At 70.6% G+C, this 13,614-nt stretch carries 11 protein-coding genes; 7 read left to right on the forward strand and 4 right to left on the reverse strand.

The window, feature by feature from the left end; genetic code table 11:
- Positions 1–12 precede the first annotated feature (12 nt).
- The 7 genes from ACFWVV_RS05785 (at position 13) to ACFWVV_RS05815 (ending at position 9,726) form a co-directional block, all read left to right on the forward strand.
- A complete protein-coding gene (locus ACFWVV_RS05785) occupies positions 13–2,181 on the forward strand; it encodes a copper resistance protein CopC (protein ID WP_384343147.1) in 2,169 nt (722 codons plus the stop codon).
- 215 nt (positions 2,182–2,396) lie between these two features.
- Positions 2,397–3,620, forward strand: coding sequence for an iron uptake transporter deferrochelatase/peroxidase subunit (efeB, locus tag ACFWVV_RS05790; protein WP_384343588.1), 1,224 nt, complete (start codon positions 2,397–2,399; stop codon positions 3,618–3,620).
- A gap of 185 nt (positions 3,621–3,805) precedes the next feature.
- Positions 3,806–4,741 carry a prephenate dehydratase gene (gene pheA, locus ACFWVV_RS05795; RefSeq protein ID WP_384343144.1) on the forward strand — a complete coding sequence of 312 codons (936 nt, stop codon included), beginning with the start codon at positions 3,806–3,808 and terminating at the stop codon, positions 4,739–4,741.
- Positions 4,742–5,309: 568 nt separating this feature from the next.
- Positions 5,310–6,587, forward strand: coding sequence for a serine--tRNA ligase (gene serS, locus ACFWVV_RS05800; protein WP_384343141.1), 1,278 nt, complete (start codon positions 5,310–5,312; stop codon positions 6,585–6,587).
- A complete protein-coding gene (locus tag ACFWVV_RS05805) occupies positions 6,584–7,441 on the forward strand; it encodes an HAD family hydrolase (RefSeq protein ID WP_384343138.1) in 858 nt (285 codons plus the stop codon). Before serS ends, ACFWVV_RS05805 begins: the two co-directional genes overlap by 4 nt.
- A gap of 198 nt (positions 7,442–7,639) precedes the next feature.
- The gene (locus tag ACFWVV_RS05810; RefSeq protein ID WP_384343136.1) at positions 7,640–8,314 is read left to right on the forward strand and encodes a FadR/GntR family transcriptional regulator; all 675 of its coding nucleotides are present in this window, start codon (positions 7,640–7,642) and stop codon (positions 8,312–8,314) included.
- A 143-nt stretch (positions 8,315–8,457) separates the two neighbouring features.
- On the forward strand, positions 8,458–9,726 hold the full coding sequence (locus ACFWVV_RS05815; RefSeq protein ID WP_384343134.1) for a CynX/NimT family MFS transporter: 1,269 nt from the start codon (positions 8,458–8,460) through the stop codon (positions 9,724–9,726).
- Between the two features lie 225 nt (positions 9,727–9,951).
- Here ACFWVV_RS05815 and ACFWVV_RS05820 read toward each other — a convergent pair whose 3' ends face one another.
- From ACFWVV_RS05820 to ACFWVV_RS05835, 4 genes are read right to left on the reverse strand one after another with little or no spacing between them, the layout of a single operon-like run.
- Positions 9,952–10,671 carry an ABC transporter permease subunit gene (locus tag ACFWVV_RS05820; RefSeq protein ID WP_384343132.1) on the reverse strand — a complete coding sequence of 240 codons (720 nt, stop codon included), beginning with the start codon at positions 10,669–10,671 and terminating at the stop codon, positions 9,952–9,954.
- Positions 10,672–10,686: 15 nt separating this feature from the next.
- Positions 10,687–11,598 (reverse strand): ABC transporter ATP-binding protein, encoded by a 912-nt coding sequence (locus ACFWVV_RS05825; protein ID WP_384343130.1) that lies wholly within the window; start codon positions 11,596–11,598, stop codon positions 10,687–10,689.
- Positions 11,595–12,497, reverse strand: coding sequence for an ABC transporter permease (locus ACFWVV_RS05830; protein ID WP_384343128.1), 903 nt, complete (start codon positions 12,495–12,497; stop codon positions 11,595–11,597). The genes ACFWVV_RS05825 and ACFWVV_RS05830 overlap by 4 nt, the downstream gene beginning before the upstream one ends.
- Positions 12,487–13,494 carry an ABC transporter ATP-binding protein gene (locus ACFWVV_RS05835; RefSeq protein WP_384343127.1) on the reverse strand — a complete coding sequence of 336 codons (1,008 nt, stop codon included), beginning with the start codon at positions 13,492–13,494 and terminating at the stop codon, positions 12,487–12,489. Before ACFWVV_RS05835 ends, ACFWVV_RS05830 begins: the two co-directional genes overlap by 11 nt.
- Positions 13,495–13,614 lie beyond the last annotated feature (120 nt).

Raw genomic sequence — 13,614 nt, forward strand, 5'->3', positions numbered from 1 at the left:
TGAGCGCACACCATGACGGACACCGCCCCGCACCTTCGGACTCCGGCCGCGCGCCACACGGCCGCACCGGGCCGGGTCACCACGGCCCAGGCCGCACGGGCCCGGGTCGCCACGGCCCGGGGCACCACGGCCCTGGGCACCACGGCCCTGGTACGGCCCGCCCGGGTCACGGCGGCCCCGGCCGTCGGGATTCCGGTCGCCCCGGCTCCGGCCGCGCGCGCCCTGCTCGCCGCCGCCGTGCTGCTCGGCGCGCTGCTCGCACTGCTCGCGGGGGCCACCCCCGCGGCCGCGCACGCCGCGCTCACCGACAGCAACCCGAAGGACGGGGCGGTGCTCGCCACCGCCCCCAAGAACGTCACCCTCAACTTCTCCGAGCAGATCGCGCTCGGCGACGACGCCATCCGGGTCCTGGACCCCAGCGGCAAGCGCGCGGACACCGGCGAGACGCTCGACCTGTGCAGCGGAAACGTCATCCAGTACGGCATCGCGCTGCACGGAGGCCTCCCCGACGGCACGTACACCGTCGCCTGGCAGGCCGTCTCCGCGGACAGCCACCCGATCTCGGGGGCTTTCACCTTCTCCATCGGCGCCCCGTCGAAGAGCAGCGTCGCGCTGCCTTCCCAGCAGGCCGGTCAGGGACCCGTCGGGGTGCTCTACGGCATCGCGCGATACGCCGCGTACGCCGGGTTCATCGTGCTGGTCGGCGGCGCCGCCTTCGTCCTGGCGTGCTGGCGGCGGGGCGCCGCCGAACGCCCGATGCAACGGCTGGTGGTGCGCGGCTGGCTGGTGCTGGCGGCGGCCACCCTCCTGATGCTGCTGCTCAGGGCTCCGTACACCGGCTCAGGACAACTGTCGGACCTCTTCGACCTGGCCGCGCTCAAGGCCGTGCTGACGACGAAGACCGGGGCCGCGCTGGTGTCGCGGCTGCTGCTCCTCGGGGCGGCCGCCCTCTTCGTGGCCGTGCTCTTCGGGGCGTACGCGCGCAAGGCCGCCGACGACGACGCTCCCACCGGAACCCGCGCCTACACCGACACCGAAGGTGAGCCCGACGACGAGGACTCCTCGCGCAAGGACCTCACCTTCGGCCTCGCCCTCGGCGGCGGGGTCGTCGCGGCGGGCATGGCCGCGACCTGGGCGATGTCCGAGCACGCCTCGACCGGCCTGCAGCCGGGCATCGCGATGCCCGTCGACGTGCTCCACATGCTGGCGGCGGCCGGCTGGCTCGGCGGGCTCGCCGCCCTGCTCGTCGCACTCCACCGCTCGCCGTCGCTGGAGCGCGCCGCGGTACGGAACTTCTCCCGCTTCGCCTTCGGCTGCGTCGCCGTGCTCGTGGTGACCGGCACCTACCAGTCCTGGCGACAGGTCGGCTCCTGGACCGCGCTCTTCGACACCGCCTACGGGCAGCTGCTGCTCGCGAAGATCGCGCTGGTCGCGGTCATGGTCGGCGCCGCCTGGTATTCGCGCCGGTGGACCGCACGGCTGGCGGAGGGATTGGCCGCGGAAGGACCCGCCGCGGAAGGACCGGCCGCGGAGAGCGAGGCCGCCGCCGTACGGGAGGCACGGGCCGCCGGTGACGCACCGCGGCCGGTCACCGTGCCCGAGGACCCGAAGCGGGCCGCGCAGCTGGCCCGGCAGCAGGCCGCCATGAACACCGCGCGCACCAAGCGCATCCGCGACGCCGACCCCCAGCGGACGGCACTGCGCCGCTCCGTCTTCCTGGAGGCCGGGGTCGCGGTGCTGCTGCTCGGCGTCACCACCGTCCTGACCAGCACCGAGCCGGGACGCACCGAGCTCAAGGAAGCGGGCCGGGGCAACTCCGCCGCACCCGCCGTGCCCGACCGGCCCGTGGATCTCAGCATCCCGTTCGACACCGGCGGCGAGAACGGCCAGGGCACCCTCCGCGTACAGCTCACACCCGGCCGCACCGGGAGCAACACTCTGCACGTGTGGGCCGAGTCGAGCGCGCGCAAGCCGGTGGACGCACCCGAGCTGAAGGTCGCCCTCACCAACGAGGAGAAGCAGATCGGCCCGCTGCCCGTCGTGCCCGACAAGCTGGCACCCGGACACTGGAGTGCGCGCGGAGTGCAGATCCCGATGGCCGGGACCTGGAAGCTCGACGTGACGATCCGCACCTCCGACATCGACCAAGTGACCGTGAACAAGAACGTGAAGATCGGCTGACCGGCGTGACCGAGACCTCTCCCTCCTCCTCTTCGTCCAAGGCGTCCCGGCCTTCCGGCCGTTCCTCGGGCAACGGCTCGGGTGCCGGTGCCCGCTCGGGTGCCGGTGCCCGCTCGGGTGCCGGTGCCCGCTCGGGTACCGGTGCCCGTCCGGGTGGCGACTCCCGGACGGGTGCCGGTACCGGTGGTGCGGATGGCTCCCCGGGGGCCTCGGAGATCTCGCGGCGCCGGCTGCTGGGCACGGCGGGTGCGGCCGGTGCCGCCGGGCTCGTCCTCGGTGCGGCGGGCGGGGCGGGGGGCTGGGCCGCGGTCTCCTCCGACGACGAGGGGCCCACCGCCCTGACAACAGTCGGCTCGACCTCGGCGATGTTTCACGGGAAACATCAGGCCGGGATCACCACGCCCCTCCAGGCCCGCGGCCACCTCATCGCCTTCGACCTGGCACCCGGATCCGGCCGCAAGGAGGCCATGACGCTGCTGCGCCGCTGGTCGAAGCTGGCCGAACAGCTGATGGCGGGCAGGCCGGCGGCCGGTACGGACACCGGCGTCGCGTACGACGCGGGCCCCTCCTCGCTCACCCTGACCTTCGGTTTCGGCCGGACCTTCTTCGACCGCACGGGCCTGGTGGCTCAGCGCCCGGAGGCCCTGGACCCCCTGCCTGACTTCTCCTCCGACCAGCTCGACGCCCGGCGCAGCAACGGGGATCTGTGGGTACAGATCGGCTCCGACGACGCGCTGGTCGCCTTCCACGCCCTGCGTGCCGTCCAGAAGGAGGCCGGCGAGGCGGCCAGGGTGCGCTGGCAGATGAACGGCTTCAACCGCTCACCCGGCGCGACGGCGTCGCCCATGACGGCGCGCAATCTGATGGGCCAGGTCGACGGCACCGGCAACCCGAAGCCTTCGGAGCCCGACTTCGACCGGCGGATCTTCGTCCCGGAGAGCGGTGACCCGGCGTGGATGGCGGGCGGCTCGTACGCGGTCGTACGGCGTATCCGCATGCTCCTCGACGACTGGGAGCAGCTGCCCCGGGACGAGCAGGAACAGGTCATCGGACGGCACAAGAAGGACGGCTCCCCGCTGACCGGCGGCAATGAGAACACCGAGCCGGCCCTCGACAAGGTCGGCCCGAACGGTCGGCTGGTCATCGCCGCCGACGCCCATGCCCGGATCTCGGCGCCCGAACAGAACAACGGGGCGGCGATGCTGCGCCGTCCGTTCTCGTACCACGACGGGATCTCCGCGGACGGCGTGCCGGACGCCGGGCTGCTGTTCATCTGCTGGCAGGCGGATCCGCTGCGCGGCTTCGTGCCTGTGCAGCGCAAGCTCGACCGGGGGGACGCGTTGTCGAAGTTCATCCGCCACGAGGCGAGCGGCCTGTTCGCGGTACCGGGCGGAGCCGAGAAGGGCGAGTACGTGGGACAGCGGCTGCTGGAGGGATAGTCCGCTGCCTGGGACGGCACCCGGGCCGGGCGGGCGCCCTGGCACCCTGGCCGGGCGGGGGCCTTGGGGAACCCGGGCCCGACGGGCGCCTTGGGGCACCCGGTGGTCCTGAGACACGGGGCGGGTCGCTCGTACGGTCCTGAGACACCGGGTGGGCCGCTCGTACGGGCTACTAGGGTGACCGTATGTCAGCCACGCGCTACGCCTATCTCGGCCCCGAAGGCACCTTCACCGAGGTCGCCCTCCGCACTCTTCCCGAAGCAGCCACTCGTGAGCTCGCCCCCATGGTGTCGGTGCCCGCCGCGCTGGACGCGGTACGCAGCGGGGAGGCGGCGGCGGCCCTGGTGCCGATCGAGAACTCCGTCGAGGGTGGCATCACCGCCACGCTCGACGCGCTGACCTCGGGCGAGCCGCTGATGATCTACCGCGAGGTGCTGCTGTCGATCCGCTTCGCGCTGCTGGTGCGGCCGGGCACCAAGCTGACCGACATCAAGACCGTCACCGCCCACCCGGCCGCCCAGCCGCAGGTCCGCAACTGGATGAAGACGAATCTGCCGGATGTGATGTGGGAGTCGTCCGCCTCCAACGCGGACGGGGCACGGCTGGTGCAGGAGGGGCGGTACGACGCCGCCTTCGCGGGCGAGTTCGCGGCGGCGACCTACGGCCTGGAGCCGCTGGTCACCGACATCCACGACGCGGTGAATGCGCAGACCCGCTTCGTCCTGGTGGGCCGCCCGGCCCGGCCGGCCGCGCCGACGGGGGCGGACAAGACGTCGGTGGTGATCTGGCTGGGCCCCGACCGTCCCGGCGCGCTGCTGGAGCTGCTTCAGGAGTTCGCGGTACGCGGGGTGAACCTGATGCTCATCCAGTCACGGCCGACCGGAGCGGGCATCGGGAACTACTGCTTCGCGGTGGACGCGGAGGGCCACATCGCGGACCGGCGGGTGGGCGAGGCGCTGATGGGACTGAAGCGGATCGCGCCGAAGGTGCGGTTTCTGGGGTCGTACCCGCGGGCCGGGGTGGCGGCCGAGGACGTGCCGGAACTGCGGCACGGGACGTCGGACCGGGAGTTCATGGAGGCGTCGGACTGGCTGGCGCGGTGTCAGGACGGGCGGGCCTGAGCCGCTGCCGCAAGCCGCCCCGGGTTTCCACAGAGTTATCCACAGGGTGCCGGTTCTGCTTGGGGACAAGTCGACAACACAATGCGACATGGTCGACAAATCGCCCCACTGGCTACCCATCCCTCCACAGGGCGACAGGCCGGGCCGTGTCAGCTCAATCACCTTGATCAACTCTTTCGAGAGGGCAATTCCCACTCGAACGAGTGCGTGAGGGTGGTTTGGCGAGCGATTACCCCGCCCTGCTTGCATCTTTCGGAATGATCCATTCCGGCATCCACAGTTCTTTCGCACACCCTGTGGATAACTTTTCCGAAGTGCGCCCCCCTGTGGACAACGTCTCTCAACTCCCGCCCGGCACAAGGGAGACGAGTCAAAGGAGCGCCTCCACGCTGCCCCGTTCCGGGGTATTGCGCCCCATTTGATTGACAGAACAATCCCGGGCGACGGGGTGCACGGCGTCCCACCCGCATCCGTCGCACCGTATTCCCAATTCCGGCAATACGGTCAACCGAGAGGTCGCCGCGATAACGGGTCGAGTGCCGGAAGCAGGCACCGGTAGCCTGGTGGGGTGATTGACCTTCGCCTGCTCCGTGAGGACCCCGACCGTGTTCGCGCCTCCCAGCGCGCCCGTGGAGAGGACGTCGCGCTCGTCGACGCCCTGCTCTCCGCCGACGAGCGGCGCAGGTCGTCCGCCGTCCGCTTCGACGAACTCCGCAACGAGCAGAAGACGCTCGGCAAGCTCATCCCCAAGGCCTCCGGCGACGAGAAGGCCGAGCTGCTCAAGCGCACCGGCGAACTCTCCGCCGCGGTGAAGGCCGCGGACGCCGAGCAGAACGAGGCCGCCGACGAAGCGCAGCGCCTGCTGCTCCAGCTCGGCAACATCGTGCACACCGAGGTGCCGGTGGGCGGCGAGGAGGACTTCGTCGTCCTGGAGACGCACGGCACGATCCGTGACTTCGCCGCCGAAGGCTTCGCACCCAAGGACCACCTGGAGCTCGGCGAGGCGCTGGGTGCCATCGACGTCGAGCGCGGCGCCAAGGTGTCGGGCTCGCGCTTCTACTACCTGACGGGCGTCGGCGCGCTGCTGGAGCTCGCCCTGGTCAACGCGGCGATCGCGCAGGCCACCGAGGCCGGCTTCATCCCCATGCTCACCCCCGCGCTGGTCCGCCCACGCGCCATGGAGGGCACCGGCTTCCTCGGCCAGGCCGCGGAGAACGTCTACCACCTGGAGAAGGACGACTACTACCTGGTCGGCACCTCCGAGGTCCCGCTCGCCGCGTACCACATGGACGAGATCATCGACGCGGACAAGCTGCCGCTGCGGTACGCGGGCTTCTCGCCGTGCTTCCGCCGCGAGGCCGGTACGTACGGCAAGGACACCCGGGGCATCTTCCGGGTGCACCAGTTCGACAAGGTCGAGATGTTCTCCTACGTGAACCCGGAGGACGCCGAGGCCGAGCACCGGCGTCTGCTGGAGTGGGAGAAGCAGTGGCTGACCGGTCTTGAGCTGCCGTTCCAGGTGATCGATGTGGCCACCGGCGACCTCGGCTCCTCGGCTTCGCGGAAGTTCGACTGCGAGGCGTGGATCCCGACGCAGGGCAAGTACCGCGAGCTGACGTCGGCGTCGAACTGCGACGGCTTCCAGGCCCGCCGCCTCTCGGTCCGGATGCGCGACGGCAAGAAGGTCCAGCCCCTGTCGACGCTGAACGGCACGCTGTGCGCGGTGCCGCGCACGATCGTGGCCATCCTGGAGAACCACCAGCTGCCCGACGGTTCGGTGCGCGTCCCCGACATGCTGCGTCCGTTCCTCGGCGGCCGTGAAGTGCTGGAGCCGATCGCCAAGTGAGCGCGACCGTCCCCGACGCCTCCGGCGCCCCCGAAGGCACGGACGCGCCCCCGGCGTTTCCGTACCGGCTGATCGCGACCGATCTCGACGGCACGCTGCTGCGCGGCGACGAGACCGTCTCCCGGCGCACGCGCGACGCACTCGACGCGGCCACCGCGGCGGGCGCCGCCCACATCGTGGTGACCGGGCGCTCCGTGGCCTGGACGAAGCACATCTTCGAAGACCTCGGCTACGAGGGACTCGCGGTGTGCGGGCAGGGCGCGCAGGTCTACCACGCGGGCGAGCGGCGGCTGCTGACCTCGGTCACGCTGGACCGCCAGCTGGCCGGCCTCGCACTGTCCAAGATCGAGGCCGAGATCGGCCCGCTGGCGCTGGCCGCCAGCCGGGACGGCCTGGACGGCGCGGTCCTGATCGGCCCCGGCTACCGGGTGCAGGAGGGGCCGCTGCCGTACGTGCCGTTCACCGACCCCGCCGAGGTATGGGCGGCACCGCTGACCAAGCTCTACATCCAGCACCCCGGACTCTCCGACGACGACCTCGCCAAGGTCTCCCGGCAGACGGTCGGCAGCCTGGTGGACGTGGTCATGGCCGGCGAAGGTGTCGTGGAACTCCTGCCACTGGGCCTGAGCAAGGCGACCGGGCTCTCGCTGGCGGCACGCCGGCTACGGATCAAGGCCGCGGAGACGATCGCTTTCGGTGACATGCCGAACGACCTCCCGATGTTCGCCTGGGCCGGCCACGGGGTGGCGATGGCGAACGCGCACGACTCCCTGAAGGCCGTCGCGGACGAGATCACCGCGTCCAACCAGGACGACGGCATCGCCGTGGTCCTGGAGAACCTGCTCACGCCCTGATCCCCCGGGATCAGGGGCAGTGAGGGTGGGGCCGCGCCGAAAGGTGCGGCCCCACCCCCATTTCGCCTGGCGGGCCCGTTTCGCTTGGCGGCCGGAATAGAGGCCGCGTACACCTATCTTCCGAGCAGTTGTAGGATGACTGGGCAACCGGGTGAATTCGTGCCCGGTCCAGACCCTCACGGAAGCGGAACCCTCTCCATGGCACTCCAGGCAGCAGGACGGAAATCCCTGGTGGACACCGTCGTGGAGCAGCTCCGCGACCAGCTCACGGAGGGCGAATGGTCCGTCGGCGACCGCATCCCCACCGAGCACGTCCTCGCCGACCAGCTCGGCGTCGGCCGTAATACGGTGCGCGAGGCGGTACGGGTACTGGTGCACGCAGGGCTGCTGGAGTCCCGGCAGGGCAACGGCACCTTCGTCCGCTCGACCGCCGACCCCGCGGCCGTGCTGCGCGGCATGCGGCACGCCGGCGCCCTGGACGTGCTGGAACTGCGAGTGGCCCTGGAGGCGGAGGCCGCCCGGCTGGCCGCCGTACGCCGGGACGAGGACGACCTGCGAGCCCTGCGCGCCGCGCTCGCCGCCCTGCACGAGCAGGGCGACCGGGCCGCCGACGCCGACCTCGACTTCCACCGCGGCGTCGTGGCGGCCACCCACAACGCGGCCTTCACCGAGGTCTACCGGTTCTTCTCCGCCCAGGTGCACGAGTCCCTGGTCACATCGCTCGGCGACCACGAGATGCCGCCCATCGACCTGGCGGCGCACTCCGCCCTGGTCGACGCGGTGGAGAGCGGCGATCCCGCGGCGGCGGAACAGGCCGCGCGGGCGCTCCTCCAGGTGCCGATCGATGTGATCCGCGCGCTTCTGGGCCGCTGACTCCGCGCTGCCCCCTCCGTTCGCGCCCCTGCGTTCGCTTCACCCCGTTCTCGTTCCCCCCCGTTCTCGTTCCTCCCCCCGTTCTCGTTCCTCCCCGTCGTTCCTCCCCCCAGTTCTCGTTCCCGTTTCGAAAGGTGCTTGCCTTGTCACGCCCGGATGCCGATCAACTCCTGCTGGACGCCGAGGCCGACGTCCGGCCCTCGCCCCAAGGAGTCGCCGCGCGGCGGGCGTTGCTGGCGCATCCCGTTCTGCTGATGGTCGGCATCGTGCTGGCCTCCCTCAACATGCGCGCGGCACTGGCGAGCGTCTCCCCGCTGGTCGGCGAGATCAGCGAGAGCTTCGGGCTGTCCTCCACGGCCACCAGCCTCGTGACGTCCGTGCCGGTGCTCTTTCTCGGTATCGGTGCGATGGTCGCCCCGTGGCTCGGCCGCCGCTTCGGCACCGAGCGGGTGCTGCTGTCCGCTCTGTTGCTGCTGGGAGTGGGCATCCTGGTGCGGGTCCTGCCCGCCGCGGCCGCACTGTACGGCGGCGGTCTGCTGATCGGTGTCGCGATATCCCTCCTCAATGTGCTGATGCCGGGGCTGATCAAGCGGGACTTCCCGGACCGGGCCGCGTCGATGACCTCCGTCTACACCGGCTCGATGATCACGGGCGCCACCCTCGTGGCCGCCACCTCAGTACCGCTGGAGAAGGCGTTCGGCGGGAGCTGGGAGGCATCGCTGGCGTTCTGGTCGCTGCTGGCCGCCGTGGCGGCGGTCGCCTGGCTGCCCCAGGTACTGATCACCCGCGGCCGGACCGGGCACGAGCACCGCGTCGCTCCTGCCACGGCGGCCGGCGGCACCACGCGCGTCTGGCGCTCGCGGCTGGCCTGGCAGGTCACCCTCTTCATGGGTCTTCAGTCGCTGTGGTCGTACGTCCTGATCGCCTGGATGCCGACGATCTTCACCGACCACGGGATGAGCCGCTCCACCGCTGGAGTGGTCTTCGCCTTCAACAACCTGATCCAGGTCGCGGGCGCCTTCGCCGTACCGCTGCTCGCGGGGCGGATGCGCAGTCAGCGTCCGCTGATCGTGCTGGTCACCTCCCTCGTCGCGGCCGGTTACGTCGGCCTGATGGTCGCCCCGGTGGCCGGGGCCTGGCTTTGGGCGGGCATCCTTGGCGTCGGCCAGGGCGGTGCCGTGGGGCTGGCGCTGACGCTGATCGTGCTGCGGTCCGGTGATGCGGTGACGGCGGCCCGGCTTTCCGGGATGGCGCAGACGATCGGCTACCTGCTGGCCGCGGCGGGTCCGCTGGCTGCGGGCGCCGTGTACCAGGTGACCGGCAGCTGGACGGTGCCGATCGCCCTGATGCTGGGCGTGTGCGCAACGGCTCTGGTGGTGGGCCTCTTCGCGGCCCGGGACCGCAAGGTCTGACTCCCCCCCGGCTCTGCCCTCCGGTGGTTCTCCCCTGTCCAGATATCAAGGTCCGAGGGCTCGGGGCCCGTTGACCCGAAGCACTGCCGATCCGGTCACCGGAAACGCTCGCGATCCGGTCGCCGGAAGAGCTCGCGATCCGCTCACCGGAAACAGAAGCGCCCCCGGTTCGTATGTGACATACGAACCGGGGGCGCTCCCTGTTCCCAAATGTGCCGCGAACGGCTATTCATCACCCGCAAGAGTGAGCGAACGCAGCTTCTGGCCCGCGTACCAGGTGGCCAGCCCGGTGACCGCGACCAGCAGGATCACCGCCATGGGCAGGGAGACCTCCGAGGTGATGGCACCGGGCGCACCGACCTTCTCGGCCAGCGACAGGGCCCACTGCTGGACGCTCAGCGTCCGCGCCCCCGGCACCAGGCTGCCGAACAGTGTCTCCCACACCAGCGCGTACACCAGGCCGAAGACGACCGCGTGCCGGGAGACCGTACCGAGGAGGAGGAAGAGCGCGCTGTACGCGATGGAGGCGACCAGAGCGGCGATCGTGTAGGCGATGGCGATCTGCCCGCCGTTGCCGTTGAGGATGAAGCCCGCGATGAGGGTGGGAATCGCGGAGAACGCCATGGTGACGGCGATGGCGACGATCAGCTTGGTGAAGATGATCGTGGGCCGCTTCACCGGCTTGGCCAGCAGATAGACGATGGAGCCGTCGTCGATCTCCGGGCCGATCGCTCCCGTGCCGGCGATGACGCCGATCAGCGGCACCATCGTGGCCAGCGCGAATCCGCCCAGCACCCCGTTGGCGACGCCGTCGTCCGCTCCGGCGAGCACCCGCACCGCGACGGCGATGAGGATGAGCAGCGCGGGCAGGACGAGGAGGATGGCGGCGCGGCGGCGGCCGAGGAGGGCCCGGTAGGTGAGCCGGGCGACTGTGGGTTCGTACATCGCAGCAAGCTCCTTTCAGGCCGTGACGAGGTAGGAGAAGACCGATTCGAGGGACTCGTCGGAGGGCTGCACCGTGAGCAGGCGGATGCCGTGCGCGCGGGCGACCTGCGGGAGCAGCTCGGTGAAGCGGCCGAAGTCGACGGCCTGGATGCGCAGGGCCCGTTCCGTGTAGTCCAGTTCGATGCCGGCGGTGGAGGCGTCGGCGATCAGCGCGGCGGCCAGCGCACGGTCGTCGCTGGAGCGCACGAGGTAGCGGTGCGGGCGGTCCGTCATCAGCCGGCGGATCTTGCGGAAGTCGCCGGAGGCCGCGTGCCGTCCGGCGACGATCACCTCGATGTGCGAGGCGAGCTGCTCGACCTCCTCCAGGATGTGCGAGGAGAACAGCACGGTGCGGCCCTCGGCGCCCATCCGGCGCAGCAGATCCATCAGCTGCATGCGCTGGCGTGGGTCCATGCCGTTGAACGGCTCGTCGAGCAGCAGCACCGACGGGTTGTGCACCAGGGCGGACGCCATCTTCACGCGCTGGCGCATGCCCTTGCTGTACGTGGCGATCTTGCGGTCCTGGGCGTACTCCATCTCGACTGTGGCGAGCGCGGTTTGCGCGGCGGCGTCGTCCAGGCCGTGCAACTCGGCGTTCGCGACGACGAATTCGCGCCCCGTGAGGAAGTCGTACATCGACTCCCGCTCGGGGACGACGCCGACCTCCCGGTAGATGCTCTCGTTGCGCCAGATCGGCTTGCCGTCGAGGGTGACGGTGCCGTTCGAAGGAGCGAGGAAGCCGCCCATCATGTTGATCAGGGTGGATTTGCCGGCGCCGTTGGGGCCGAGAAGGCCGGTCACGCCGGGGCCGATGCTCATGGTCACGTCGTTGACCGCGACCACGTTCCCGAACCAGCGGGAAGCCTTGGTGATGTCGATCGTGGTCACAGCCCGACCTTCCGGTAGCGGCGCATCAGGACGGCGTACGAACCGGCGATGAGCACGAGGACGACCAGCAGATAGACCGCGCCGGCCCCGGACCCGGGGCCGTGTGCCCCGGGGAAGGCGGAGGTGGCGCCGAGGAAGGCGGTCTGGACGCCGTCAATGAGGGTGATGGGCGAAAAGAGGCCGAGCCAGGAGACCGCGCCCTCCACACCCCGGTCCCAGGCGATGGCCTGGACGGTGGAGACCGCACCGTACGAAATGGTCAGCAGGGCGATAACGGCGGCGACACCAAAACCGCGGCGCGGGGTCAGCGCGGCCATCACCAGGCCGAGACCGGCGAACAGGACGGACAGCAGGGCCACGGACACCATCCCCTGTGCGAATCCCTTCGTCTGGGTGGCGAAGTCGAGTTCCGCGAGGAGCGAGCCGATGTAGAGGATCACGACCGGCACCCCGGTGAGGATGAAGAGCGCCGAGGCCATCGCCGCGTACTTCGCGAGCACGTAGTCCGTCCGCTCGATGGGGCGGGAGAAGTACAGCGGGACCGTCTTGAACCGCAGGTCGCGGGAGACGGACTGGGGTGCCTGCGCGGCGAGGTACAGCCCGATGATCGCCTGGGTGACGATCGCGTACCGGGTGTACTCGAGGGGGAGGTCCTTCATCTTGGTCGCGACGGCGACCGCGACGATGATGCCCGCGGGCAGGCACATCACCGCGAAGAGGATCATCGGCAGCACCTTGGACTTGGCGCTGCGGCCGAGGCCGAAGGCACCGCGCAGGGACTGCGAGTAGAGCGACCGGCGCGCGTAGGAGCGGCCGAGCCGCTGACCGTCGTACTTGCGGTAGCCGATGTTGTGGATGCGCGTCGGGTCGGCGCCCGGCGGAGTGAGCTCAGTTGCCATCGTGGCCGCCTCCCTTCTGCGGGACGAACTGGGATTCCTGGGGTTGGCCCTGCTGTGACTGTCCGAGCGGGGACTGGCCCTGCTGGGGCTGCTGCTGCGGCTGCTGTTCGGTGCGGAAGACCTCGGCGATGTGGTGGCGCCGCTGTTCCATCCGGACCAGGCCGATGCCGAGGTCGGCGACCGTGTCGCGCACCAGGTCGTACGTGGCCTCGCCCTCGCCCTCGACGAGGAGGATGTGACCGGCACCCGGCAGCCCCTGCTCCTCGGCTGCGTGCAGTTTCGCGCCGGCCACGGTGAGCGCCTCGCGCAACGCGCGTGTGCCGTCGGGGTGGGTCTCGGAGTCGGTGACCTCGACCGCGAGGGTCGTGGTGGTCTGGGTGAAGTCACTGGTCGAACTGGACCGCAGCAGCGCGCCGCCGTCGATGACGACGACGTGGTCGCAGGTGCGCTCCAGCTCGCCCAGGAGGTGCGAGGTGACCAGGACCGAGATCCCGAAGTCGGTGTACACCCGGCGGATCAGGCCGAGCATCTCGTCGCGGCCGACCGGGTCGAGGCCGTTGGTCGGTTCGTCGAGGAGGACCAGCTGCGGGTCGTGGACCAACGCCTGGGCCAACTTCACCCGCTGCTTCATACCGGTCGAGTAGCCGCCGATGGGGCGGTAGCGCTCCTCGTACAGACCGACGTGTCGCAGTGTGTCGGCCGTGCGCTCGCGGGCAGCGGTGGCGGGCAGCCCGGACATGCGCGCCATGTGGACGACGAATTCGGTGGCCGAGACATCCGGCGGCAAACAGTCGTGCTCGGGCATGTATCCCACGCGCTCGCGGATCTCGGCGCCGCTCGTGGCGACGTCGAGGCCGAGCACCGCGGCCCGGCCCTCCGTGGCGGGGGACAGGCCCAGCAGGATCTTGATCAAGGTTGACTTGCCGGCTCCGTTGGCACCCACGAGGCCGGTCACGCCGGGCCCGATGTCCAAGGAGAGCCGGTCAAGCGCGGTCACCCGGGGGAACCGCTTGCTGAGGCTTTCGCATGAAATTACGTCCTGCACCAGCGGTTCACCGGTAGCCTTTCTAGATGCCGATCGCTCCGGAGCATCTTCACCTCGCATACGAGGGCCCCT

Source organism: Streptomyces sp. NPDC058663, assembly GCF_042716745.1.
GTDB lineage: Bacteria > Actinomycetota > Actinomycetes > Streptomycetales > Streptomycetaceae > Streptomyces.